A 25,501-nucleotide genomic window follows, 5' to 3' on the forward strand; every position below is an offset into this window, starting at 1 on the left:
CTCTCCATGGCCAGCCAACCCGCAACGCTGTTGATCGTTGATGACGAACCCCAGGTTCGCAAGCTGCTGGAAACCCTGTTGCAACACGAGGGCTACCGGACCCTGAGTGCAGGCAGCGGCGAGGAAGCCTTGCAACTGGTGGCCAAGCAACCACCTGACCTGATCCTGCTGGACATCATGATGCCAGGCATGGACGGCTACGAAGTGGCCAGCCAGCTCAAGGGCGACGCAGCCACGGCGAGCATTCCGATCATCATGCTGTCGGCCCTCAGCGAGTCGAGTGCGCGGGTCAGTGGCCTGGAAACCGGTGCTGAAGAGTTCATCAGCAAGCCGGTGGAACGGGTCGAGCTGTGGCTGCGGGTGCGCAACCTGCTGCGGCTCAAGAGCCACGGCGATCAACTCAAGCGCCATAGCCAGTTGCTTGAACAGCAACTGCGCCAACATGCCGGTGACAGCACGCGCATGAACGTGCACGACCTGGCCCGCCAGGACCTGGAAACCGCCCTGCGCCAGGCCGTGGAGCACGATGAGTTCACCCTGCACTACCAGCCAAAAGTCGCGTTGGCCGACGGGCAGATCTGCGCCCTGGAGGCACTGCTGCGTTGGGAGCGCCCAGGCTACGGCGCGGTATCGCCGGCGGTGTTCGTGCCCGTCCTGGAAAGCCTGGGTTTGATCGTGGAGGTGGGAAGCTGGGTGATCCGCAGCGTATGCCAGCAGATTGCGACGTGGCAGCGCAGCGCGATTGGCGCCGTCGAGGTGTCGGTGAACGTCTCCGGCCATCAGTTGATCGAGGGCGACCTGATTGCCGATATCGCGCGCATTCTCACTGAGACCGGCGTCGAACCCCATTGGCTGGAAGTGGAACTGACCGAAGGCTCGCTGATGGAGAATACCCAGCACACCATCGCCAGCCTGCAACGCCTGCGCGCCATGGGCGTGAAGATCTCCATCGACGACTTCGGCACCGGTTATTCCAGCCTGGCCTACCTGCGACGCTTTCCCATCGACACGCTGAAGATCGATATTGCGTTTATCCGCGAGGTCACCAGTAACCCCCAGGACGCCGCGATCACCCGCACCATTATCGAGCTGGCCCACAGCCTGAGCCTGCGGGTGGTGGCCGAGGGCGTGGAAACCCAGGCGCAACTGGCGTTTTTGAAAGAGGCCGGTTGTGATCAGATCCAGGGCTATCTGTTCAGTCGGCCATTACCCGCGACAGCACTGGAGCGCTTGTTATTGGAGCGGTGAGATCCAGCGGGGGGCAGATTAATGGGCGTTCATTTGCACCGGCATGGCGACGGAGGGCTTGCCAGGCGTCTGCGCTGCAGGCAGGTTCTTTAATGCCGGGCTGTCGGGTTTCAACGCCAGGTTATCAGCAAGGTCCCGTGTCTCCTGAACACTGAGAGGCTCATTCCTGATCGCTTTGGCAAGTAACGATCCCAAGCTCCTCGCCTGTCCATAAACAGGAACGAACCGTTGCGCCAAATCGCCGACCCCTTTCAATGCCGAGTCCATGGTTTGCTTGTCAACGCCGAATACCTTGCCGATCTGGTTGCGGGTATTCAAATCAACCAGCAGCGCGCTGAAGGGATTGTCCAGGTACCGCTCTGTGGCATCGGCGGCGTTCTTATTCACCCCGAACGCCTGCAGGGCATCGGCGATGCCGGCGGAGGGATGTTCAAGGTGCCTCAACAGTTCTTCGTAGAGCCCCCGCGTATCGTTTGCACCGATATTGTCGAGCGCTTCGTTCCGAACCGTTTGCTTGAATGCACTTTCCGTCATCGGCACCAGCGGCCTGGGGCTGTTCAAGCCGTTTTTAACAAAATAGAAATTGCCCTTTTTATCTCCACCTTGAAGGTTTCCGTAGGCGTCATATTCAAAGAGTACTTTTGTACCATCCGGTCGCAGTCCTGAATAAAGCACCCGCCCTTCGGGGGATATCTGTTCTTCCTTAAGCCTTGTCAAACCGTTGACCGCAGCGGGCGGTGCGGACGGCCCCTTGTCCAGTCGGACAAATATATCGTCACCTTCGTTGGCATAAGGCCCGACGACGGCATTGATGTCATGGTTTCTGAATCGAATCAGTGTATCGGCGACATGGGCTTGTTTTTCGGGAGCGCTGTCCCGCGCAAAGTGCCGGGTAAATGCCTTGAGTAGCCTGGGGTCGTCAGCGCGTGTTTGCAACCAGGCGTTCATGTCTTCGACAGTATTGAAAGACTGGTATGAACTGCCGTCTTTCTCCGGAACATAAAGCACGATGTCAGGCCCATCAGGTACAAGCGGTACCCGTTGAATGAATATGATGTCCTTGGCTTGAACACCATCCACGGCGAAGGTCCTGACTTGCACGTTGGGCAGGCCTGCCTGGCCTGGCGACAGCACGGCCTCGAGGAGGTTGTTGACGTCAGGCGGCATTTTGCCGCTGTTCAAGTCCTTCACCAGGCTCTCGTTGAATTTTTCCCTGGCATTTTTAATGACAAAGGTGTCCTCGGAATCCTCCCAAGAATTGGCACTTATCGGCGCAGTGTTTATGGGGCGGGCGGCGGCGGTAGCGGTGGAAAAAGTCATAATCGGCCAAGATCGGTAGGGAGTGAGGGAAATGTTCCCCAGCCGCGCAGCTGTCTTCCTGCGATGCTGTCTGAGGTGTGTGTGCTTGGCTGACGAGAGTGTTCCAGCTTCAGTCGTTACCGTTTGCTTCAACGGCCGAGACATTGTTCATACCCGCAGCTGCCTTGCCAGGGCTCGACAGCTACAGGGCCGGGATTAATCGGGCTTTTCGGTATTGCCCACATCCGCCGCGTCATCCAGATCATTGAGCGGTACTTCTGCATCATCCATCAGGGAACCCGGGTCTTCATTGCCCGGATCGTTGAGTTCTTCTTCCAGTTCTTTGGACATGATCGTCTCCTCTAACCGCCCTGGGTGTCGATATCGGCATCGGTTTCAGGCTTGGGCTCGCGCTCAGGCTTGAAGTCTGGACTGTAGTCGTTTTCCTTGGCCTTGGGGTCGGCGGCGGGTTTCGGGTCTTTCGGTGCATCGGCCGCCGTGCCTGGGGCCGGTTCGCCGCCGTCGATTGCCGGGTCGTTACGGTTGCTGGTCTGGGGGTCTTTGTCTGTGCTCATGGCTCACCTCGTTTGAAAAACGCAAACTGCGTAAAGGTAAGGTCCCGTGCCGGCCGCTGAAGTTCCAACTGCTTAAGAGCCCGGGTTATCCACCTGGATATAAAACGCGTACGCCCCCAGCAACACCCAGAACACCATGAACAGCCACGGCGCACGCATGGAGAACAGCAGCGACTTGCGATAGCCCTTATGGGAGGACTCCATTTCGGAAAACAGCGGCGACTCATCGTAGGCCATGCCCATCACCGGCTCGCTGCGCAGCAGTTCGCTCTGCTTGTAGTGCCAGTGATCGATGATTTCGTACGCGGCGCGGATCCCCGGCCAGGCATTCAGGGAACTGAGTATGCCGAGCAGCGTCAGGAACACCGGCACCACCAGGGTGAACAACTTGCCCCACTCCGGGTTGAGGTTGCCCATGCCGGAGACAAAGGCAATCACCAGGAACGACTGCGCCGTCAGGTAGGCATCGGTGCGGTTGGCGAGGATGGTGGTTTCGTATTGGATTTCGCGACGGTAGAAGTCCAGGCGGTCCTTGGGCGAGCCGAAGATCTTGGCGTTGTGCTCGCTGTGGTCGGCCAGGTTCGCTTCCGGGGTGTCGGGTGAAATGATTCTGGGCACATCCGTGCTCCCTGCTGGGCTCAAACCCCTTAGAAGAATCGGGCCGTGGCGAAGTTCAAGTTTGTTGTTGCACCATCGCGGTGCGCAAGCCGCTCCCTTATGGTGAGCAGCCTTGTCATGGCCGGCCTTTTTTCTGTGGCGAGCGAGCTTGTTGTGGTGAGCGGGCTCACCACAATGGGAAATCAGCGCGGGATGCCCATTCCGGCACACGCATTGCTTTATCCATTCATCTGCCCGAATACAGGAACATTCGTTACCCCCCGACCCAGAGCCGACCCCATAAGAAAGTAAGGACCAGGCCCGGTGGCACCATCAGCCACGGGCTCATAAAAAATGCGTTTTTTAAAGCGGCAGTGCCACCCCATGCGTCCCTCGGCACTGACAAGGTACTGGAATGGCTCGATCTTTCTTCGATGAAATGAATGACGCAAACGGCGTGTGCCGTGCGCACTATCAGGACTTCTCCCGCTGGCTGGCCAACACGCCGCCGGAATTGCTGGCCCAGCGTCGCCGCGAAGCCGATTTGCTGTTCCATCGCGCGGGAATCACCTTCACCCTCTATGGCGACGAGCAGGACACCGAGCGCCTGATCCCCTTCGACATCATCCCCCGCAGCATCCCCGCCAGTGAGTGGAGCGTGATCGAGCGCGGCTGTATCCAGCGGGTCAATGCGCTGAACATGTTCCTCGCCGACATCTACCACGACCAGCGCATCATCAAGGCCGGGATCATTCCGGCCGACCAGGTGCTGGGCAACGAGGGTTACCAGAAGGCCATGGTCGGCCTGGACCTGCACCGCGATATTTATTCCCACATCTCGGGGGTGGACCTGGTACGCGACGGCGACGGTACCTACTATGTGCTCGAAGACAACCTGCGCACCCCCAGCGGCGTGAGCTATATGCTCGAAGACCGCAAGATGATGATGCGCCTGTTCCCCGAAGTGTTCGCCAAGCAGCGCATCGCGCCGGTGGACCACTACCCCAACCTGCTGCTCAAGACCCTGAAAAGCGCCAGCCGCCTGGACAACCCCAACGTGGTGGTGCTGACGCCCGGGCGCTTCAACAGCGCGTTCTTCGAACATGCGTTCCTGGCCCGGGAAATGGGCGTGGAGCTGGTGGAAGGCGCCGACCTGTTCGTGCACGACCTCAAGGTGTTCATGCGCACCACCGACGGGCCCAAGGCGGTGGACGTGATCTACCGGCGTATCGACGACGCGTTCCTCGACCCGCAGGCGTTCAATCCCGAATCGATGCTCGGCGTGCCAGGGCTGGTCGCGGCCTACTGCGCCGGCAATGTGGTGCTGGCCAATGCCATCGGCACCGGCGTGGCGGACGACAAATCGATCTATCCCTATGTGCCGGCGATGATCAAGTTTTACCTGGATGAAGAGCCGATCCTGCAAAACGTGCCGACCTTCCAGTGCCGCAAGCCCGATGAACTGTCCCACGTGCTGGCCAACCTGGCCGAACTGGTGGTCAAGGAAACCCAGGGCTCCGGCGGCTACGGCATGCTGGTCGGCCCAGCGGCCACGGCGGCCGAGATCGAAGATTTCCGCCAACGCATCAAGGCCCGCCCCCATGCGTATATCGCCCAACCGACCCTGAGCCTGTCCACCTGCCCGACCTTTGTCGAAAACGGCATCGCGCCCCGGCATATCGACCTGCGGCCCTTTGTGCTCTCGGGCAAGGAAACCCGCCTGGTGCCGGGAGGCCTGACGCGGGTGGCATTGCGTGAGGGCTCGTTGATCGTCAACTCGTCGCAAGGCGGTGGAACCAAGGACACCTGGGTGGTGGAGGGCTGAGTATGTTGAGTAGAACCGCCGCAGATCTGTATTGGATGTCCCGTTACCTGGAACGCGCCGAGAACCTGGCGCGCATGCTCGAAGTCAGTTATTCGCTGTCGCTGATGCCCCAGGCCGGGCGTAGCGATGGCCTGGACGAACTGGCGATGTCGTTGCTCAGCAGCGGCACCCTGGACAGTTACCTGGAGCGCCATCAAACCCTGGATGCCGAGCGCATGCTGCACTTCTTCGCCCTCGACGAAGAAAACCCCGCCAGCATCTACAATTGCCTGCGCGCCGCGCGGGGCAATGCCCATGCGGTACGCGGGCGCATCACCGCCGACATGTGGGAAAACCTCAACGCCACCTGGCTGGAAATGCGCAGCATCGCCGCCGGCGGCCTGGCACGCCATGGCATCAGCCACTTCTGTGACTGGGTCAAGCAGCGTTCGCACCTGTTCCGCGGCGCGACCTCGGGGACCATCATGCGCAACGACGCCTATCGGTTCATTCGCCTGGGCACTTTTGTCGAACGCGCGGACAATACCCTGCGCCTGCTGGACGCGCGCTACGAGATGTTCGGCGAAGAGTCGGAAGAAGTCAGCGACCTGTCGGCACGCGGGTATTACCAGTGGAGCGCCCTGCTCCGCGCGTTATCGTCGTTCGAGGCGTATACGGAGTTGTATCCGAATGCGCTGAATGCGCGGTCGGTGTCCGAGTTGCTGTTGCTACGCAGCGATGTGCCGCGTTCGTTGCATGCCTGTATCGAAGAGTTGAGTCATATCCTCGCCGACCTGCCCGGCAGTTACGGGCGCACGGCGCAGCGGTTGGCGGCGGAGTTCGAGGCGCGGCTGCGGTATACGGGGATTGATGAAATTCTGGAGGATGGGTTGCATAGCCGTCTCACGGAATTCATCGAAACGGTGCGGGGGGTGGCGCGGGCGATCCATAGTTCTTACCTGGAGGTTGTTTGAGTGCGCTTGCTGACTGTATGTCGTGCTTAGGATTCAGATAAGGTGAAGCAGATTGATTCAACGTAACCTGCTTCGCCTTTCAACTGTATTACCTCGTAGACGTTATACCTTTATTCCAACGGCAGACCCTCTGAAGCGACCGTCTACAGCGCTTTGGCTGCCATCGGAAAATTTCAAACAATAATAGCTGTTATCGCCAGGCGCTCTATCACTAGACCAGTGAGCATCACTGTCCAATGGCCATCTTGCCCCATAAGTATTATAAATTTCGCGTAACTGAGCCATGCTCGGCATACTTGCGCCTTCCCTTGCAAGCGCATTACGAACATCCTCAAGAAAATCTCGAGCAAGTGGAATAACCGCAATAGCGTTGGTCACGGTCAATGTATAGCTTGCAGTTTGTTGCTTTTGATCTCGGACCGTTATCGTCGTAACACCTCTTCCGCTCACCTGGACAACACCTGTGGTGGGATTCACAAACGCGGCGGCTGGATTGGAAGATGAATAATAGTAATCCGGCTGTCCTCCTGTTGCCTGCCGTTGCATGGTCGTTCCGGCAGGCCAGGATGGAAGCGCATGTGAGTACCCTCGAATCACATACACCTTACCAGCCAGCGTTGCTGGAGAAGTATCAAATACCAACGGGGGCGGAGCACTTTTGACGGTGTAGGTCACCTGCGGGAAGACAATGGCATTGGCCTCCGTCACGCCAGGAACTAAAGCTGCCTTGAAATGCAGTGTCAGTTGCGTGTTGTCCCCTAACTCTTTCAAGTAGGCCGCATAACTGATTGGACTTTCCCACCACCCTTGGTTGAACCAGGTCGTATTCACATAGGCCCCCCCACCGTTCCAATGTTTGAGGTTGTGCGCCGCCCCTCCGCTTTTGAAACCCTTGAACTCAATCCAGACCGGGGAATTGGTCGTAATGAACGGCCAGGTGCCGACCCGCAGTCTCCTGTTCCCCGTTCCGGTCGATAGATCCAGCACCTTCGTCGCTGGGTTGGCCTCATTGATTTGGATTACGGTTCCCGCCAGTTCGCTCGCAGGTATCGGGGTCACTGTTACCGTCAACACCGACGACGGCCGAACGACATTTCCACGGGTGAGCTCGTACTTGAGGGTAAACATCGTGTGGGTATTGCCGATATTCGCCGCAATCGCCGTCTTGGGAATATCAAACGTCACCACACCACTGGTCAAACCGTTCTTCGCCGCAATAACCGGTGACCCCGCACCGGCAGTCCCTTCCATCGTGACCTTGATGCTGTCAGTGGTGTACATCGGCAAAAAACTGACTTTCAGCGTTGCACCATTTTGCGCATTCATCGGCGCAAGGGTCACCGAAACACCTGAGCCTGTGGTTTGGATCAATTCGGGAACAGGCATCTCATTCGGCAGGTGCACCTGATATAGCTGGCGCAGGGATTCCTGAGGCTGTTCATTGCCCCGTGTCACGCTGTAGAACACGTCGATAAAACGCCCGTCAAAACGCTTGAGCTCAGTGCCCGGCACATCGAACGTCATATCATCGCCGGGGGCAACCTGGCCCACGAGCCGTCCTGCCGTGTAATCGACGGTGCCGCCGGCGTCGCTGGCCAGGATGGTCACTTGTACCCTGTCTGTGCTGACCCAACTCGCCTGCACAGGGAAGCGGATCGTAATCAACGGCAAGCCTGGGTCCAGATCCTCTCCCAGGGCTTGGTCTACGGTCGGTGCCGGCCATCTGACAATCTCGCCGATCACGGTGAGATAACGGTTATGCGAGCGTTTGTCAGGCAAGCCAGCGCCTTTCAACTCGTAGTACACCACCGCACTGCCTTGGGCGATCGCACTGACCAAAGCGTTGCCGATATTGAAAAAGTAACCCTTGGCGCCTGACAGTGGCCGATCCTCAAAGTAATGAACCGAACTGCCCTGGGCACTTACCCCGTTCCAGTACAGAAAAACATGACTGTAGACACGAGCATCGGCCCCGCCGACGGTCAGGCCGATTTGTGCGTCCCGAGTGCCGAGTATTTCCAGATCGATTTCTCGGTCGGTCTCGGGTACTTGCACCCAGGGTGCGTCCAGGCGGTCAGTTGCCAGGTACACCGAAACCAATACCGTGGTCGACCAGGGCGCCCAGGGATCGGGGTAGTTGCCGGTCGGTCCGCGAACCTGGAAGGCCACTGGCAGCAAGTCGCTGTCCCCGGCTTCCTTGATTGCATCCTCGTCGAGCATGCAGGTGATATCCCGCCCGACTTCGGCGGGCAGGATCAACCGCTCGATTCGCACCGAGCCCCAGACGAGGATAAGCAGGTCATAGGCGGCCATGTTCAGCCAATGCCGGACGACCACCTCAACGCCCTGCCTGGCCCGATCGGCACTGACCCCGCCCAGCCTCACATCGTCTGGAAGTTCAAAGACCAAGCCCTGATTTCCGGGGGCGGGATTGGGGTCTTGTCCACCCGGATGTTGCAGGTTGACCCTCAAACGCAAAGGCTGGGTTCGGGATTCGTTTCCGCTGCTGCGAATAACCCGGACGTACACCGGATCTGCCCACGGCTCGCGAATACTGTCATAGGGCACGGTGAAGGGAATGCGCGTCAGGTTCTGGTCGCCCTCGCGGATCAGGTTGTACGCGACCGGATCACCGCCGCCCCAGAACAATTCGAAGAACGTTCCTTCAGGCGTACTGCTTGGTCTGTCGATATGCACGACCAGGGGTCTCAGGGTATGCGACACACCAATCCCCCCGTCGGCCTCCTCCAAATCTCCTGCAATCGGCGGTTGCATCAGCGGAATATCCACCGGGGGCAGCTCGGAGATCAGACTGGGAGGTTGAGCGCGATACTTGGCCATGCTGGTTTCCTCGGCATTCCCCTGCGCACTGGGCATGGGTTTGAGAGAAATCAGACATCCAGTAGCAGGGTGTTGGCAACTGTCAGAATTAACAGGTGGCGACCGATGGCGTGGCACCTTAGATACCCACGACCGTCTGTCAGCACCTGTGAATTCTGACAGTTGTCAGCGCGAAAACGTGGGTATTTGATATCGCCAGAGGCAGGTAAATCGTTAACAGCGTCAGCCCCCCCATTCAGGGACTTGTTCAGGAGAATAAAGAGCATGAGCACTGAAAGCGCCAAGACCTCCCCTGGGCAGCCCAAGCAGCTTCCTCGCCTGTCGATCCCGGGCATGACTCCCAATGTGGACGGTTACGACGGAGGGATTCCCGACTGGCTGATGGTCTCCGGGCTGACGGTCCGAGTGGATAACAGTTGGGTTGCCAGTCCTGGCGACATCATCAATATCGTCATGATGCCAAGTATGACGTCCTTGGCGATGAAGCCGGTCCGGGCGGGAGAGGAACAACACCACAGTTACTTTTTTTCCATTCCACGGGAAAAGCTGCCCGACGGAGAACTACGCCTGGGTTACGTGGTGAATTACAGAGGCAGCGACGACTACGAGGCATCCTATCCCCTGAGTATCTTGGTAAAAACCGAACTGCCGGCGGGCGAAGACCTGGATCAGCTTGAGCCGGGTCACTCGCAACTCAAATACACACTCTCGGCCCTGGAAGTCTATCCGCCCGAGGCAGCCAAAGGCGTCAGCGTAATCGTTCAGCCTTACCCGAATATGCATCCAAGCGATCGCATCCACTTCCAATGGGGCAGCCTGAACGTCGTGCAGAAAGTTGCAGGCGTCGGCCAGGCGACCCTTATCGTGATTAATCACGCCCAGATGATTAAAGCCGGTGACAGTGATGGCCTGCTGGTGGGGTTTTACATCGTCGACCTCGTCGGCAACGCCTCAACACCACGATCCAAGTACACCCGCGTAGTGGTGGCGCTCGACAATGCGCAACGGGAAGGCCCATTCATCCAGTCCGACGATCAGCCGGGCTATATCGATATCGAAAGACTCAATGGCGCCAACTTGAAGGTTGGCATGTACACCCCTGGGCACATCGGCAGGACGGGAGACTGGTATGTGATCACCTTCAAGGCCTACCCTCCGCTTGGAGGTGAGGTGGTGCACCGACGCATCGAAGTGATCACCAGGGCTGGCACCGCGACCTATCATGAAGTGCCCTACAGCAAAGTCCGTGCTGCGGCCGGAGGATGGGTGGCGATCAGTTATGAACTGATCCGGGCAGACGACTTGACCCCTTACGTTTCCAAGCAGACCTGCGCTGAAGTCGTGGGGTCGGTCATTCGATTGGAGGCGCCCTATTTCGAAAAATACCCTGAAGATACGGTGTTCATAGAAAACTCCCTCGTTGTGAATATCCCCTGGTACGCCTGGCGCAAACCGACAGATACCCTCACGTTGATCCTGCGTTACGTGAAATCACTCAACGAAATCATCCTCTTCAGCGTGACGAAGCCGGTGGGATCGTTCTGGTCGGATGGGCAGCCGGTTCAGTGGGCGCTCACCGGTACGGATCTTCAACCGTTCGTGGGCTACGCCCCTGATCTGTATTTCGTGTACGAATCCGAGTCCGCCTCTGTTGTCAGGGCCCGCTCCGTGGATTTGAACGAATCGCTGCGCCGTCAAGTGCAAATCCTGCAAGGTTCCTGACCGGGCGTGTTGCGCGCCGTCCGCCCGTCGCCACCTGTTAATTATGACAGTAGCCAAATCCTTCTTTAACGGCGTTTGATAGGTCCAAGCGCAGGAGCATTTCCTGTCACGCGTGACAACTTTCTATTGGAGAAAGCCATGCCTACCAAGAACAGCAAGCCCGCCACGACCAAACCCAAGAAGCCCTCGCCGGTCAAACCCAAGTTTCTTGACACGCTGCGCGTCCCTGGGATGTCCCCTGCATTTGCGGGCTATGACGGTGGTATTCCGCTCTGGTTGCTGGCCAGAGGACTGACCGTGTCGGTGGACAAGAATTGGCCCGCGAAACCCGGAGACAAGATTGAGGTGCTTTCTATAGTGGGGATGAAGGTACTTGCAGAGAAAACCCTGGAACCTGGGGAAGAAGCCCGCAGCAGCTTCTCCTTTGCCATTTCGGACAGCGACCTCCCCAATGGGGATCAGATACTGGGGTACAGGGTGTGGTACACCGGCGGCCCATCCAATGACCTCTCTTATCCGCTGACCTTGATGGTCAAGCGAACCGTCCCCGCCGGCGAGGATAAGGACCACATCACTCCCGGCCATTCCGAACTCAATTTCAAAATATCCGATACAGAGATCAGGGAAATTCAGGCCGGGCGGGGCGTGACCCTGACCTTCGAGCCTTATCCGAATATGCATGCACTGGATCGCATTGAATGCCAGGTTGGTAGTTTTCTGGCTCCCCCTCAGCAAGTGACCGGTGTCGGCCAACAGACCGAGATAAAACTCAACCGCGATCAAATTATCTCGATCGGTAACGGCACCAATCGGTTGGTGAGTTTCCAGGTTGTCGACGCCGTCCGCAATGTATCCACCCCCCGCTCGCGCAACGTCCCGGTGCTCGTGGACGTGGGCAGCGCCAACTATGCCGCGCCTATCTTCGCAACCCAGCACTATCCAGGCTTGATCGACCTTGAGTCACTTAACGGCGAGCCTTTGCATATGCAGTTATTCACTTATCCGTGGGAGGGCCCTGTTGGCTACACGTATTTTGTGTCTTACCAGGGCTACCCAAAGCTGGGAGGCAGGGTACTGCACGATCAATACATCCCCATCGTAGCGGCCGGTCGGCCTCATGATTTTTTCGTACCTCATGACAAAGTGCGTGCCGTGGCCGGTGGCAAAGTGGAGATCAGCTTTATCCTGTTCCAAGGGCTCAATATCGTGGGTTACTCAAAAATCGCCTCTGCCGCCGTGCAGGACGCGATCATCCGATTGCAGGCGCCTATTTTTTTGCGATACCCCTCCCATGTCGTCAACCCCATCCCTACCGGTGGCGCCGCCGTCGAAATTCCTTGGTACGCATGGCGCAGGCCCACTGACAAGATCATGTTGCTTATGCGTTACGTGATACCGGGCAGCCATGACCTGATCCTCTACGACGACCTATTTACCGTGGGGCAGGTGCCTGAAGGCGTGCCCATAAGACGCCTGATTCCCTATGAAGATCTCTTGAGGTTCGACGGCACCACCCCTGAACTCTATTACGTGTATGAGCCCGAAAATATTCTGGCGCGCAGCACATCGCTAAACGAATCGTTACGCCAGGAAGTACGGATTGGTGCGCCGGGCCGTGGGAGATGAAGCTGCTGCGGTTTCTATCAGCCACACCGCCCCTCTTGGAGGCCTGACCATGTCCCGTAAAACCAGAACCCCGGCCCGCCGTCCCCGCAATGACTATGACCTGGGCCCAGTGCTGATCAGCGGTATCGAGCCCCCTCCCAAAGGGGATACGCAGTCTGACGGCGCACTGGGCGCACGACATGTGGAACATAATCTGGAGGTGCTGCTCCTGGCGTTCCCGGGGGTAGTGCTGGACACGGAGATCTACCTGATTTGGAACAACCCTGAAGCCCCGGTGGATTACCTCATCATCCAACCGGACAACGTGAATAACGGGTTTTTCAGCCTGAGGGTGAATAAAGAACAAATCCTGCCGGAGTGGGCCGAAGTCTATTGCCTGATCAAACGCCCCAGCGGCAACCGGTCTAAAACCAAACCGTTGAAGCTCAGGGTGAAACGCAGTCGCCCGGCTTACCCTGACCCCAACCCGGACGCCGACGGCAACCAGGGCCTGGTGTTTTTTCTGCCTGCCGACCTGGAGGCCGGCAGCCACGTGGATATGGCCCGGGCAGATCGCGGTGTAGTGCTCGAAATCCACCCTTGGGAAAATATGGCCGAGTGGGACACCTGCCGTATCGCCTGGGGCTCCACTCTCATCGAACACGTGGTGACGGCCAGTGAGGTGCAACGGCCATTTGAAATGTTCATTTCCCCCGAGCAGATCAAAGAGAACCCTCATTACGTGAACATGCCGGTGGCCATGCAAATCAAGGATGTGGGCGGTAACTACCCGGCTGATCCCGATTCCAAATCGAACTGGTCGGAGACACAGCGAGTAGAAGTCAACCTCGGGCTCTTGCGGCCACGGCCACCGTTCCTTAAGCAAGCCGGAGAAACCGTTGAACTTGATGAGTTGGGTGATGCCGCACAAGTCGTCCAGATATTCATCGATAACGACTTTTTCGAGCGCAACGACAAAATTGCATTTGAATGGGAGGGCCGAGACACTTACAACTTGCCTTTTTTCCATGGCGAGGAGAGAGACGTCAACCTTGTCAACTTCATCGAAGACTTCGACGTGCCCAACGAAATCGTCAGCGCAATCGTCGGCGGCACTGCAATTATGTACTACAACCTCTATAAGGCCAGAGATGATGTATGGTTGCCGTCAAGAAAAGTACGGGTAACGGTTAAGGGCGAGTTCATCGCCTGGCCCGCACCGAGCATCGTAGAAGCGCCAGACGGAGAATTGAATCCAAACTCAAATGCCACGGTTAAATACCGTGCCCAACTTGGCTGGACCGCCACCACCCGCATCCGAATAGTATGGGCCGCGCACTCGGTTAATTTTACTGAAGAGTTTGTGCTGGGACCTATTCCGGACGACCGGGAACTTTCATTTACCGTTCCGAATGCACAAGTCAGGCGCTTTAATACATTGCCTGTCGAGGTGTATTACGAACGCATCGACCAGTCACCCCATCGGCAATCCCAACGTCTTCAACTGCAAGTGGGCGAGCCTACAAGGACACTGCCAGCGGTAAGGGTTGACAGCGCTTCGGGTAACTATCTGGACCCGGATAATTTTGGCACCCATTTGATGGTTACGCTCCCGCTTACCGACAGTCTGGGCGACGATGTGATCAAGTTGGATTTGGATGGAGATGTCATCAGCACCTCCGTTCAGATGAAGTTAAATAATGACCAGGCAGGGGAAACACTGGAAATCCCTATCGAACGTAACTTCATCACTGGAAACCTCGATAGATCCATAAGGCTGAAATACAGTTTGGCCCGGGCCAATGTTCCCAGGCGATTTTCCCCGATTCTCGCGTTGCGCGTAATCGCAGGCTTCGACCACCTCACCACCTTCGACAACAGCAACTTAAACGGATGGGTGCCAGGCCCTGCGGTCAATGGAGGGCGTGATATTGAGTTTAGAAAATATGCCACCAACACCGTTTTCCATAACTTTACAAACACCCCCGGGGATAAAAGTGGGGTAATCCTCAGCCAAGGATTTGCCAACTTGCTACCAGGTCATCGATACGAATTCAGTATAAAAGCCAGAAGATTCCGCGGCCTATATGTAGTCCCTTCCCTCTCCCTGAGTACCACTCAAGGCGCTGTCACAGCGCCCACCCAGCTCACCGACTTAGTAAACTGGCGAACACTTTCGGGAAGTTTCCTCGCTAACAGTTCTTATGTCGTGCTTTACATCAATAGTCATGTAGTGACTACCAGTGGTAACGACTACGAAATTGACGATATTCGCTTCAGACGCCTCTAGCCCGAACTTTGCCTTTCGGTGTCTTACCCGTTGATTTATAGAAAGGAGCCACTCCATGTCCAACGTCGTCCCCCCTCCCCCTGCGCCCACCGCCGAACTAGGCGATCTTTACATCCCAAGGCTCCACCCGGCCGCGGCCGGTGATGTGGGGGTCGACGGCAACCTGGGCCTCAGGAATATCGAAACCCCGCAGGTTGTCTACGTGAAAACCAGTTCGCGCACATCACCCGGTGAATTGCTCGAACTGTTCAGCAACGACCCTATCCTTCCCGTCGCTCACACCTTTGTCATGCCCGGGGATACCCAGCGTGAATGGCTGCCAATTCTCCTGCCGGCAGCCAGTATCCGACCTCAATGGATAGACCCGTTGGTGTGCCGGATCAACGCCTCGGGCGCGTCTACCCTACCCCTGCGCTTACGGGTTGACCTTGCACGTCCGGGCGGCCACGACCCCGACCCTTCCAGGCCAGGACACCAGGGACTGGTCATCTATCTGCCTGACGATGTGCTGGTTAACGGCGTCAGTGAAGCCAGGGCCCGCGAAAATATCGAAATTACGCTGATGCCTTACGCCCACGCGGCTCCGGGAGACCAGGTCCTGCTGTGCTGGGGAGATCAACAGGTCACCTATTTACTCACCGAGTCAGATCTGAACCATGCGGTCAGCCTGATAGTGCCTTACACGAAAGTCATGGCCGCCCGCGACGGCAGAGAACTGAACGTGAGGCTTCAGGTGCGCGGGCATACCGGTAACTTCACTGACCCGGCTGAACGCTGGTCTGCCGTCAGCAAGGTATGGGTATATGCACAACGCGATATTTTGAGAGAGCCTTACAGCGCCGAGGTTGACCCGCAAACCGGGGTCATTGACCTGGAGAAGCTGGCAGGCAAATCCGTCACGGCTTCGGTGTTTGCTTCAGCGGATTACTTCGAGACGAGAGATACCCTGGAATTTGTCTTCAGGGCTACCGATGCTCAAGGAAACACTGTCACACATCGCGAGGAACGCCCAGTGGAGCGGATCAACGCGATCTATGACTTTCCGATCCCTCCTGCGTTCATGGGCGGTCTGGCCCAGGGGCATGCCAAGCTGTATTACACCCTGCGCAAATATGTCGGTTCAACGACGATGTATTCGCAAGCTGCCTACGTGAGTGTCAAAGGTGCAACGGTTCTGTGGCCAGCGCCCTATGTGATCGACACCATGCCCTTCGCTGAAATACGTCCGGTACCGAAAGATGGGCAAGCCTACGTGCCTTACCAGGCCAGCTGGAAACCGTGGGACCTGATCACACTGGTCTGGCTCTTGCCTGACCGAGACGGCAGCGTGGAATACCGCTTCACCCGCAGTGCAGGTGAGCGCCCGGAGCACGACATCATTGAGTTCGTACTGCCCGTGGCCCAAATCAAGCGATTCGAGGGGCGCCCTTCCGAAATGCACTACGAGGTCAATGGTACTGATGGGCGGCTGCTGGGTGAGTCTGCGCGCAAAAGCCTGCTGGTGGGAAAACCGTTGGAGCCCATGGCCGCTCCTGTAGTCGACAAGGTTGCCGGCCATTACCTTGATCCGGACCTGGTACCGGAGGGCGTCTGGGTCACCATCCCTGACCCGCCTGTCGGCCAGCATGTTCGACTGCACTGGTTTGGCCCGGTGAACCGCATTGTCATGCTGATGCATATTTCCACACCCGGTGAAGTTCGAATCAAAGTCCCGGCGAAGTATGTATCGGACAACCTCAATCGCATCGTAAAAGTCTATTGGGAGGTCAACCGTCACGGTGTTCCACAGCGCTATTCCGGTGTGGTGACGCTGCGTATTGCTCGCCGAGGCATTTTCGGATTCGAAGACATACCGTAAGGATGATCATCACGCGGCTGCCTGATCGATTTTCAACCCTTTCATGTGGAGGATTCACGATGTCTCGTGCTCCTGAAAGAAAGCTTGGAAGTACAGTCGACGATAGACAATCCGAGCTGTACATCTCGAACCTGGGCATGCCTATCAAGGAGGACACCGAACCTGACGGGTGCATTGGACTGCGGCATGTCGAGCATGATCTCAAGCCGTTACTTTTCCCCGAGCACAAGTTGGCGCTGCACACAGAGATATTCTTGTACTGGAACGGCCCGACGCCAGAGGACTACCTGATTATCGACGAGAGCAATGCGAATAACCCGATGCATACCTTGACCGTGTCCAAGGAAAACATTCTGCCGGAGTGGGCTACTGCCTACTGCACCATTGAGGAGCCCGGAAACGGCCTCGTCGACACCAACCGGCTCAGGCTTCGGATCAAGCTCAACCGTCCCGGCAAAGAAGACCCGGACGCTGACAAACCGGGCCATCAAGGACTGGTGTTCTTCCTCCCCGAAGATCTCGAGGCGGGCGCAGTGATAGACCCCGAACGGGCCAGGCTTGGGGTCGTTCTTGAGGTCCAGCCCTACGAATACATGGCCGAATTCGATACCTGCACAATTGCCTGGGGTTCGCAGCCTATCAGTCATGTGGTAACCCCCAGGGAGGTCGGCAGACGGTTCCAGGTAACGGTTAATGAGAGCGTCATCCGTGCCGCCGGCAGCAACCCTTTCCTGCCCATCGCCATGCAGGTCGTTGATGCCGTGGGCAACTATCCGGTCTTCGACCCCGAATCGGACGCAAATTGGTCACCACCAACCTGGGCAAATGTGGACCTCGGTACTCGGCCACTTGAAGCACCTTTTCTTGAGCAGCCAGGAGACGTTATCGACTTGAAACGGCTCGGGGACGCGGCGCAGAAGATCAAACTGTTCCTTGATCCAACAGTGTTCAAAAAAGGCGATCGAGTACGCCTGGATTGGGAGGGTCGAGACGCAGAGAACTTTCCTGTGCCCTACAGCGAGGAAAAGACCGTCGAGCGCACCAATAGCTTTATGGAGTTCTATGTCCCGAATGAAAGAGTCAAGGCCCTGGGCGGCGGCGTCTCAATGCTGTCTTGCAGCCTTCATTCGCTGAACACCGACGATGTGCGTGTTTCGATGAAGACGCGTGTGAGCGTACGCGGGGCCGCCAGTCCCTGGCAGGCGCCCCGTGTCCAGGAATCCGCGGCTGGCTATCTCGATCCGAGTGTTCCTGAGGCGACGGTGGTCATAGTCGCTCCCGACGGATGGGCGGCGTCGACCCGGATTCGTCTGGTGTGGGTGGGTGGCTCGGTGATCTACACCCAGGAATACACGCTGGGGGCGATCCCCGCGGATCGCGTCCTGGTGTTCAAGGTCGACGGCGAGCATATCGAACGTTTCAATACCCTGCTCACCGAGCTGTATTACGAACGCGCGGACCGGCCATCAAGCCGTGAGTCGCTGCGCTTGCAATTACAGATAGGCAAGCCTGCCAGCGCGCTGCCCCAGGCACGGGTTGAAAGTACCCGTACCGAGCAGCAAGTGCTGGTGATACTGCCTTTTACCGAAACCGAACCCGGAGACGCCGTGACATTACAGTGGATTGGTGACCAATCGAGAACCACGGTACCGAACACACTGGATTCAGAAACGGCTGGCCGGGAACTGCACATTCCGATCCCAGTGAATGACCTTGAGGAGGGGGAAATCGTACGGGTGTATTACAGCCTTATACGACGAGGCCAACCCGTCCGTTATTCGAAGCTGCTTGTGTGGGTAATGGGCTACGGTGCTGGATGCCAACCATCAGTTGAACGACCGAACCTGCCCTAAAAACTCGAGCACCAGCGCATTGACCCGTTGCGCCTGCTCGTTCTGGATCCAGTGACCGCAGTTGGCCAGGCTATGCAGTTCAAGGTCAGGCACCCACTCAGGCATGCGCTTGAGCGTGTGGGCCTCAAACACCCCGACCGGATCGCGGTCGCCAATCAGGAACAGGGTCGGCTGCAACACCTGGCGGCCGGCGAGGAATTCGGTGCGCTGCCAGTTGCGCTCGAAATTACGGTACCAGTTCAACGGGCCGCGAAAGCCGTGTTCAGCGAAGGTTTGCACGTACACGTCGAGGTCTTCCTGAGTACACCAGGGCGGCAATGCATCGGGCGTTGAAGTGCCCTCAAGCAACGTGGCGGTGGCCGGTTTCTGCTGTAGAAACACATCCTGGTCCTGCATGAACAGGCGCAAGGTGCGTTCGATATCGGCATCCAATTCCTGCTCGGCTACACCCGGTTCCTGGAAATACAGGATGTAATTGAAGCGGTCGGCATACAGCTCGCGCATGATCTCGATCACCGGCCGCCGAGCACGCCCGGCGAAAGGCACGGACATCGTGATCAACCGAGTGACGCGCTCCGGCTCGAGCAACGCCAGGTGCCAGGCCACCACGGCGCCCCAGTCATGGCCGACCATCACGACCTGTTCGTGCCCGAAATGGTCCATGGCCTGCTGGATATCGCCGCACAAGGTCATCACGTCGTAGTCGGCTATCTCGGCGGGTGCGCTGGATTGGCCGTAGCCGCGCATTTCAGGGGCAAATACCCGGTAGCCTGCGGCGGCCAGCGCGGGTATCTGTTCACGCCAGGAGTGCCAGCACTCGGGAAACCCATGGAGCAGCCAGATGGGGCGGCCCTGTTCCGGCCCCGCGACATGCACCCATAGCTCAATACCGTTTACAGGGATCTTTTGCGCGGGCAGTTGGCTCATGGGCGGGGCCTTTCCTGGAGGTTTTTGCCTAGCCTGGGGGATCCGTCGTGCAAGAACCAGCATTATTGATGGCAGGAATAGCTCAATAAACCGTCCACCATTCCGGCAACAACTGGCGGACCCGCGCCTCCCCGAACCGATCATCCATCAACATCACCACACCCCGGTCGTGCTGGCTGCGGATCACCCTCCCCGCCGCCTGCACAACCTTTTGGATGCCGGGGTACAGGTAGGTGTAGTCGTACCCTGCGCCAAAAATCGCCGCCATGCGCAGTTTTATCTGCTCGTTGACCGGGTTGAGTTGCGGCAATCCCAGGGTGGCGATAAATGCGCCGATCAGGCGTGTGCCCGGCAAGTCGATGCCTTCACCGAACGCGCCGCCCAGCACGGCAAAGCCGACGCCTTGGCTGTGCTCGGTGAATTGATCGAGAAAGCCTTGGCGTTCGGCCTCGGCCATGCCCCGCGACTGTTGCCACAGCGGGATCTGCGGGTGTGTTTCGGCGAGCAGTTGCGCCACCTGTTGGAGGTAATCAAAGCTTGAAAAAAACGCCAGGTAGTTGCCCGGTTGCCGGGCGAACTGGCGGGCGATCAGCTCGACAATCGGCGCCAGGGAGGCTTGGCGATGCACGAAGCGGGTGGAGATGTCGTCGACGATGCGCACGTGCAGTTGTTCGGCCTTGAACGGCGATTCCACGTCGACCCAGGCGGTGTCCGCTGGCAATCCCAGCAGGTCGGCGTAATAGTGGCGAGGGCTCAAGGTGGCGGAAAACAACACGCTGCTGCGGGCCGCCGTCAAGCGCGGCCGGATGAATTCGGCAGGCACCACGTTGCGCAGGCACAGGGTCGAACTGCTGCGTTTGCCGCCGAGCTGGCGCTTGCTGATGTCGAAGATAAAGTGCTCGTTGAACAGCTCGGCGACCTTGGTAAATTGCAGGGCTTCGAAGTAGAAGGCTTGCAGGTCACCGCTGAGGGCTTCGGGGTGGTCGTTGAAGTAATCGCCCAGGGCGCTGGTGCACAGGCTCAGGGCCTGAAGCAGTTTGTCCGGGCGCACGGTGTAGGCCTGGTACGGCGCGAGCTGGTCCTTGTGCAAGGCGTTCCATTCACGGTTGAGGCGCTGCAGGGGTTTCTTCAGCGGCTCGGGCGCGGTGTCGCGCAGGGTCTTGAGGCTGTACTGGTCGAGGCTGGCGCTGTACATCGAACGGGCGCGTTCGACCAGATTGTGGGCTTCGTCCACCAGCACCGCAGCGCGCCATTGGTTGAGTTGGGCCAGGCCAAAGAGCATGGCGCCGAAGTCGAAATAGTAGTTGTAGTCGGCGACCACCAGGTCGGCCCAGCGCGCCATTTCCTGGCTCAGGTAATAAGGGCATACCCCGTGAGCGAGGGCGACATCGCGCAGGTTGCGCTGGTCGAGCAGGCGCACCTTGGACGCGGCGATGCGTGCGGCGGGCAGGCGGTCGTAGAAGCCTTTGGCCAACGAGCAGGCGTCGCCGTGGCAGGCTTTGTCCAGGTGTTCGCAGGCCTTGTCCCGCGCCACCAGTTCGAGAACGCGCAGGGGCAGGTCGCTGCTGGCATGCAGCACCGTGGCGGCATCGAGGGCGAGTTTGCGACCGGGGGTCTTGGCGGTAAGGAAAAACACCTTGTCCAGTTGCTGGGGCGCCAGGGCCTTGAGCAGCGGGAAGATCGTGCCGATGGTCTTGCCGATGCCCGTGGGCGCCTGGGCCATCAGGCAACGGCCGGTGCTGACAGCCTTGTACACCGACTCGGCCAGAGTGCGTTGGCCGGGGCGAAAATCGGCATGGGGAAAACGCAAGGTCTGCGCCGCAGCGTCGCGCGCTTCGCGGTGCTGCATTTCCTGGCGGGCCCAGCCGAGAAACAGTGCACATTGCTGATTGAAGAACGCTTGCAGCTCGTCCGCCTGGAAACGTTGATCGAGCAGGGTCTCGCCTTCGCCGACGATATCGAAGTACACCAGCGCCAGGTTGATTTCCGTAAGGCCCAGCTTCTGGCACATCAACCAGCCGTACACCTTGGCCTGGGCCCAATGCAGTTGCCGGTGGTTGGCGGGCTGGGCAGCCAGGTCGCCGCGATAGGTCTTCACTTCTTCCAGGCGGTTGGCGTCCGGGTCATAGCCGTCCGCCCTGCCCCGCACCTTGAGCTGCTGGTAGTCACCTTCAAGGGCCACTTCGTTCTGGTAGTGCGCGCTGCGCCGCGACGCGACGGTGCGATGGCCCGCTATGCCTTCCTGGGCGCTGGGCGACGGGGTAAAGCGCAGGTCCAGGTCGCCCACCTTGGCGGTGAACTCGCACAGCGCCCGCACGGCTACGCTGTAGCTCAAGCGGGTTGCTCCGCCCAGCGTACGTAGCAGACGGTGACGGGCATCTGGTATTCGCCGCAGAACTCCAGCCAACGCAACTGGTTGTCCTGCAGGCGGTCGCCAGGGCCCTTGACCTCGATCATGCGGTAGGTCTTCTGCGCCGGCCAGAACTGGATCAGGTCCGGCATGCCGGCACGGTTGGCGCGGATGTCCAGCAGCAATCGTTCGAACCAGTAGCGCAGGTGTTCAGCCGGCAGGCAGGCCAAGGCTTGTTCCAGCAGGTCTTCACTGAGCAGGTTCCAGAACACAAAGGGCGACTGGATCCCCCATTTATCGAGGTAGCGTTGGCGGATGGTGGTCGTGTAGCGCCCGTCCTGCAGTTGCGCAAAACACGCGTCAAACAGGGGGACGCGGCGCGCGTGGAAGTCTTCGCTGTGCAGGTCCGCCGGCCCACGCTGGAACGGGTGGAAAAACGCCCCCGGCAGCGGCGCGAAGATCGCATCCCAGCACAGCAGGCCGAACAGCGAATTGATCAGGCCGTTCTCGACGTAGTGCACCGGTGCATCAGGTGCGCTCAGGTGAGCCTGGACACAGTACTCCACCGACATCAACGGTTCCGGTAGCGCAAGTTCCAGGTCCAGGCGCGTGACTTCGCGGGATTTGAGCGTCGGCAGCCGGGGTTCGCCCAGCTTGCGGCGCAGGCGGGGCATCACGCGCAACAGGTGTTGCTGTTCGGCGGCACTTTCCGGTGCCTGTTGCGCGACGCTTGCCAGGGCCATGGCCTGGGCGTAATCCTCCTGGCGCTCCAGCACGCGAATCAGCCGCGCGCGGGCGCCGGGGTAGGCGCAGGTGCGGTAGATCTGCTGCGCCAGGTCCAACTCGGCACTGCGCTCGCAATACTGGCCGAGCTGGAACAACAGCTTGGCCCGGCGCTTTTCCAGCCAGGGGTTGTCGGTGTTCAGCGTGGCCACTTCAGCCAGCACCTGCGCCAGCGCCTCACCGCGTTCAAACGCCTGCTGGCATTGGTGCAGGAACAGAAAACCGTGCACGTCGGCGCGACTGCGCAACCCCCGCGATTCGGCGCAGAACTCGACTTTTTCATAGGTGTAGATGCCCAGGTCGGCGAGCACGAACTCGGACCAGTCCTGGTGCAGGTTGCCGAAAAACATCAGCCGCAGGCGGTCGCATAACTCCATCACGGTGAGGCTGTACAGCGTGTCGGCGAGGTCCGGGCACCAGTCGGCGAAACGGCGCGTGTCGGTGAACTGCGCCGCCAACCCTTCCAGCCAATCGACCTTCTTGCCCTTGGGCTGGCCGATCCAGGGGGCGAAGGTGCTGAGGATCTCGCCTTTTTGCAGCAAGGCGAATAATGCTTCAAATGCCAGAAGATGGTTGTCGTCCACCCATCCCAATTCCCGCAAAGGCGCGGCAGCGGCATGGGGGCAACCGATCTCCACGTAGTGCAGCTTGCCCGCGCGAAAATGCACGCCCTTGCGCATCACCATGCGCACCAACAGCGCCTGGGAGGCTTGCGGCAACCTGTCGAATTGCTGAATGAAATGCTGTTCGTCAGGGTCGAGCAGATCGGCATAGCGTTGCCCCAGCCAATGCAGGACCTGGCGGAAGTTATGCAGGTAATAGAGCGGGTTTTCGAGGGGATTGGCCATGGTACGCATTGGTCGAATACTGGTTATGCATACAGAGTGCCGTCGTAAATGCGGTGTTGCAATCGGTAATAGATAAATGGCACACGCAACTTTTTGCATAAAAATGATCAGATGGGGAGTCGATGGCGTAACATTTGTCGCCCGCGTCCCTGGCGTGGGATTTTTCAGGGTTAAAGGTAAGGGTTATGAACATGAAGAATTTGGGGCTGCCGCTGGTTGCACTCACTTTTCTGGTATTGGCCGGTTGCGCGACGCAAACCGTAGTGACGCTGCAAAATGGCACGCAGTATTTGACCAAGGACTCTCCAAAAACCAAGACGGCCGACGGGTTTTATGAGTTCACCGATATCGCCGGCAAGCGCATCCGCGTCAAAGCCGACGATGTGGCCACGGTGCGCAAGGAAGACTGATTTCCAGCGGCCCGCACTGATCAAATGTGGGAGAGGGCTCGCCCCCTCCCACCGTTTTAACCGATCACAATCCCCTCCCCCGACAAGCCAACTACCCCCACCAACGTCACCGAGTCCGCGCCAAAACTGATCACCGTATCCCCGCCCACGACCTTGGCGTGATCACGGTAATCCGCACTCCCGTCAACGTCCCTGAACACCAGCTTGTCCGTTGCTTGATAGCCGATAATCCGGTCCTGGCCAAACGGCCCGCTGAACAAAAAGGTGTTATGCCCGCTGCTGTCGCGGATCGTGTCATTGCCCTTGCCGCCCTCGATAAAGTCCGCGCCCTTGCCGCCCTGGATCAGGTCATTGCCGTCGCTGCCAATGATGTAGGTATCGCCCTTGTGCGGTTCGGCATTGCGGTTGAGGTCCTGCACCCAGGTGGTGGCGCGTGCCGGGTCGGACAGGTTGGCGACGATAATCGTCGAGTCGCGGCTCATCTGCCCATAGAACCCGGACTCGAGGATGCGCGTCATCCCGTCGCCATACCCCGTAGGCAAATGGGAGATCCAGGTCGGCAGGTTGGTGATGGAAAACGGCAGCACATTCCACAGCGTCGAAGCGTAGTGGTCGTTGAAGCTGACGATATTGTCGGTGGTCGATTCATGGGGTTTGTCATGCACGCCCAACGACGACCAATTGAAGGATGAGCCGTCCAGCGCCCGGAATACCGGGTCGTTTTCGTAGCCGATATTCAGCACCTTGTCGCCGGCGCTCTGGGTCGGCGAGGCGTAGGCCAGGTAGTTGGCGTCCTGGTAGAAACCTGCCCATTTGCTGCTGCTCAAGTCGGCCATGCTGTTGACCGCCAGGCCGCCCAGGCTGTGGCCGCTGACCACCACGTCGTGGCCGCTGAGGCCGTGGGCACTGGCGTAGTCGGCGACGTTCTTGAGCAGGCCGCCAAAGGCTTCGCCGGCGTAGTTCTTGGCGTAATCCTTGGGCCCCAAGGCCGCGAGCAGATCGCTGACCAGATCGCCAATGGAGTCGCTGACCAGCGTTTCCCGAGGGCCCGACGTACCGCGAAAACCGATACCGATTTCCAGCAGCTTGCCGGCGTCATCGTACTTGCCCAGCACCTCGACCTGGGCCGTGGTGTATCCGGCTTTTTCGCCGAAGAACGTGCCGCGGGCGTCGACCTTGCCGGTATAGCCCAGGGTGCTGGCGCTGATGGGCGTCCAACCGGCTTGTTGCACGGCCTCCAAGGCGGCTTTCTCCGAATCCGGGTTCCAGGGAATGCCGGGAATCACGCCCTGGGAATCGGTGCTGCCCAGCAGTGCACCCACCAGCGTGGCGGGCAAACCGAGCCCCAGGCCGTTGTGCTGGTAGCCCACGGCAAAGCCGTTATCCAGGTTGTGGTAGGTATACAGCGTGATCGCCATGGCATCGGCGAACAACGCTTTGGAGCCCTCGGCCCCGAGGTTTTTATAGTCGAACACACCCATGGTATTGCCTCTCTGTTGTTGGAATTGTCGAGAAAG

At 58.7% G+C, this 25,501-nt stretch carries 18 protein-coding genes; 9 read left to right on the forward strand and 9 right to left on the reverse strand.

Annotation, left to right across the window (positions count from 1 at the left end; genetic code table 11):
- The first annotated feature begins 6 nt into the window (after positions 1–6).
- Positions 7–1,248: an EAL domain-containing response regulator gene (locus BLQ09_RS17690; RefSeq protein ID WP_092358063.1), complete on the forward strand. Its 1,242-nt coding sequence runs from the start codon at positions 7–9 to the stop codon at positions 1,246–1,248.
- An 18-nt stretch (positions 1,249–1,266) separates the two neighbouring features.
- Here BLQ09_RS17690 and BLQ09_RS17695 read toward each other — a convergent pair whose 3' ends face one another.
- The 4 genes from BLQ09_RS17695 to BLQ09_RS17705 all read right to left on the reverse strand — a co-directional run bounded on the left by BLQ09_RS17695 (position 1,267) and on the right by BLQ09_RS17705 (position 3,740).
- Positions 1,267–2,568 (reverse strand): dermonecrotic toxin domain-containing protein, encoded by a 1,302-nt coding sequence (locus tag BLQ09_RS17695; RefSeq protein ID WP_092358065.1) that lies wholly within the window; start codon positions 2,566–2,568, stop codon positions 1,267–1,269.
- A gap of 195 nt (positions 2,569–2,763) precedes the next feature.
- Positions 2,764–2,898 (reverse strand): hypothetical protein, encoded by a 135-nt coding sequence (locus BLQ09_RS31630; protein ID WP_256221203.1) that lies wholly within the window; start codon positions 2,896–2,898, stop codon positions 2,764–2,766.
- Positions 2,899–2,909: 11 nt separating this feature from the next.
- Positions 2,910–3,122 (reverse strand): hypothetical protein, encoded by a 213-nt coding sequence (locus tag BLQ09_RS17700; RefSeq protein WP_092358066.1) that lies wholly within the window; start codon positions 3,120–3,122, stop codon positions 2,910–2,912.
- A 72-nt stretch (positions 3,123–3,194) separates the two neighbouring features.
- The gene (locus tag BLQ09_RS17705) at positions 3,195–3,740 is read right to left on the reverse strand and encodes a hypothetical protein (protein ID WP_027605795.1); all 546 of its coding nucleotides are present in this window, start codon (positions 3,738–3,740) and stop codon (positions 3,195–3,197) included.
- A 394-nt stretch (positions 3,741–4,134) separates the two neighbouring features.
- Here BLQ09_RS17705 and BLQ09_RS17710 point away from each other — a divergent pair, with 394 nt between their 5' ends.
- Both BLQ09_RS17710 and BLQ09_RS17715 read left to right on the forward strand, forming a co-directional pair.
- The gene (locus BLQ09_RS17710) at positions 4,135–5,544 is read left to right on the forward strand and encodes a circularly permuted type 2 ATP-grasp protein (protein WP_027605794.1); all 1,410 of its coding nucleotides are present in this window, start codon (positions 4,135–4,137) and stop codon (positions 5,542–5,544) included.
- 2 nt (positions 5,545–5,546) lie between these two features.
- Entirely contained in the window at positions 5,547–6,497 is a 951-nt protein-coding gene (locus tag BLQ09_RS17715) for an alpha-E domain-containing protein (RefSeq protein ID WP_027605793.1), read from the forward strand.
- Between the two features lie 102 nt (positions 6,498–6,599).
- On the opposite strand, the gene BLQ09_RS17720 is transcribed toward BLQ09_RS17715, so the two are convergent.
- Positions 6,600–9,338 (reverse strand): hypothetical protein, encoded by a 2,739-nt coding sequence (locus BLQ09_RS17720; protein WP_139202124.1) that lies wholly within the window; start codon positions 9,336–9,338, stop codon positions 6,600–6,602.
- A 264-nt stretch (positions 9,339–9,602) separates the two neighbouring features.
- Here BLQ09_RS17720 and BLQ09_RS17725 point away from each other — a divergent pair, with 264 nt between their 5' ends.
- From BLQ09_RS17725 to BLQ09_RS17745, 5 genes are all read left to right on the forward strand, one after another.
- Positions 9,603–11,060 carry a hypothetical protein gene (locus BLQ09_RS17725; RefSeq protein ID WP_027605791.1) on the forward strand — a complete coding sequence of 486 codons (1,458 nt, stop codon included), beginning with the start codon at positions 9,603–9,605 and terminating at the stop codon, positions 11,058–11,060.
- Positions 11,061–11,198: 138 nt separating this feature from the next.
- Positions 11,199–12,686, forward strand: a complete 1,488-nt coding sequence (locus BLQ09_RS17730) for a hypothetical protein (protein WP_092358070.1) — start codon at positions 11,199–11,201, stop codon at positions 12,684–12,686.
- 49 nt (positions 12,687–12,735) lie between these two features.
- Positions 12,736–14,955, forward strand: coding sequence for a hypothetical protein (locus tag BLQ09_RS17735; protein ID WP_139202125.1), 2,220 nt, complete (start codon positions 12,736–12,738; stop codon positions 14,953–14,955).
- A gap of 55 nt (positions 14,956–15,010) precedes the next feature.
- Positions 15,011–16,813 (forward strand): hypothetical protein, encoded by a 1,803-nt coding sequence (locus BLQ09_RS17740; protein ID WP_092358074.1) that lies wholly within the window; start codon positions 15,011–15,013, stop codon positions 16,811–16,813.
- Between the two features lie 59 nt (positions 16,814–16,872).
- Positions 16,873–18,666, forward strand: coding sequence for a hypothetical protein (locus BLQ09_RS17745; RefSeq protein ID WP_092358076.1), 1,794 nt, complete (start codon positions 16,873–16,875; stop codon positions 18,664–18,666).
- On the opposite strand, the gene BLQ09_RS17750 is transcribed toward BLQ09_RS17745, so the two are convergent.
- The 3 genes from BLQ09_RS17750 to BLQ09_RS17760 all read right to left on the reverse strand — a co-directional run bounded on the left by BLQ09_RS17750 (position 18,640) and on the right by BLQ09_RS17760 (position 23,574).
- Positions 18,640–19,593, reverse strand: a complete 954-nt coding sequence (locus tag BLQ09_RS17750; protein WP_027605787.1) for an alpha/beta fold hydrolase — start codon at positions 19,591–19,593, stop codon at positions 18,640–18,642. The two genes, BLQ09_RS17745 and BLQ09_RS17750, sit on opposite strands and share 27 nt — an antisense overlap.
- Before the next feature lie 82 nt (positions 19,594–19,675).
- Positions 19,676–21,928, reverse strand: a complete 2,253-nt coding sequence (locus BLQ09_RS17755; protein WP_027605786.1) for an ATP-dependent DNA helicase — start codon at positions 21,926–21,928, stop codon at positions 19,676–19,678.
- Positions 21,925–23,574, reverse strand: coding sequence for a VRR-NUC domain-containing protein (locus BLQ09_RS17760; protein ID WP_027605785.1), 1,650 nt, complete (start codon positions 23,572–23,574; stop codon positions 21,925–21,927). Before BLQ09_RS17760 ends, BLQ09_RS17755 begins: the two co-directional genes overlap by 4 nt.
- 185 nt (positions 23,575–23,759) lie before the next feature.
- Between BLQ09_RS17760 and BLQ09_RS17765 the strand changes: the two genes are divergently transcribed.
- The gene (locus tag BLQ09_RS17765) at positions 23,760–23,984 is read left to right on the forward strand and encodes a YgdI/YgdR family lipoprotein (protein ID WP_027605784.1); all 225 of its coding nucleotides are present in this window, start codon (positions 23,760–23,762) and stop codon (positions 23,982–23,984) included.
- 56 nt (positions 23,985–24,040) lie between these two features.
- Here BLQ09_RS17765 and BLQ09_RS17770 read toward each other — a convergent pair whose 3' ends face one another.
- Complete coding sequence (locus BLQ09_RS17770; protein WP_027605783.1) at positions 24,041–25,465, reverse strand: polyurethane esterase; 1,425 nt, start codon at positions 25,463–25,465, stop codon at positions 24,041–24,043.
- Between the last annotated feature and the right edge of the window lie 36 nt (positions 25,466–25,501).

The organism is Pseudomonas sp. NFACC25, assembly GCF_900100935.1.
Taxonomy (GTDB): domain Bacteria; phylum Pseudomonadota; class Gammaproteobacteria; order Pseudomonadales; family Pseudomonadaceae; genus Aquipseudomonas; species Aquipseudomonas marginalis.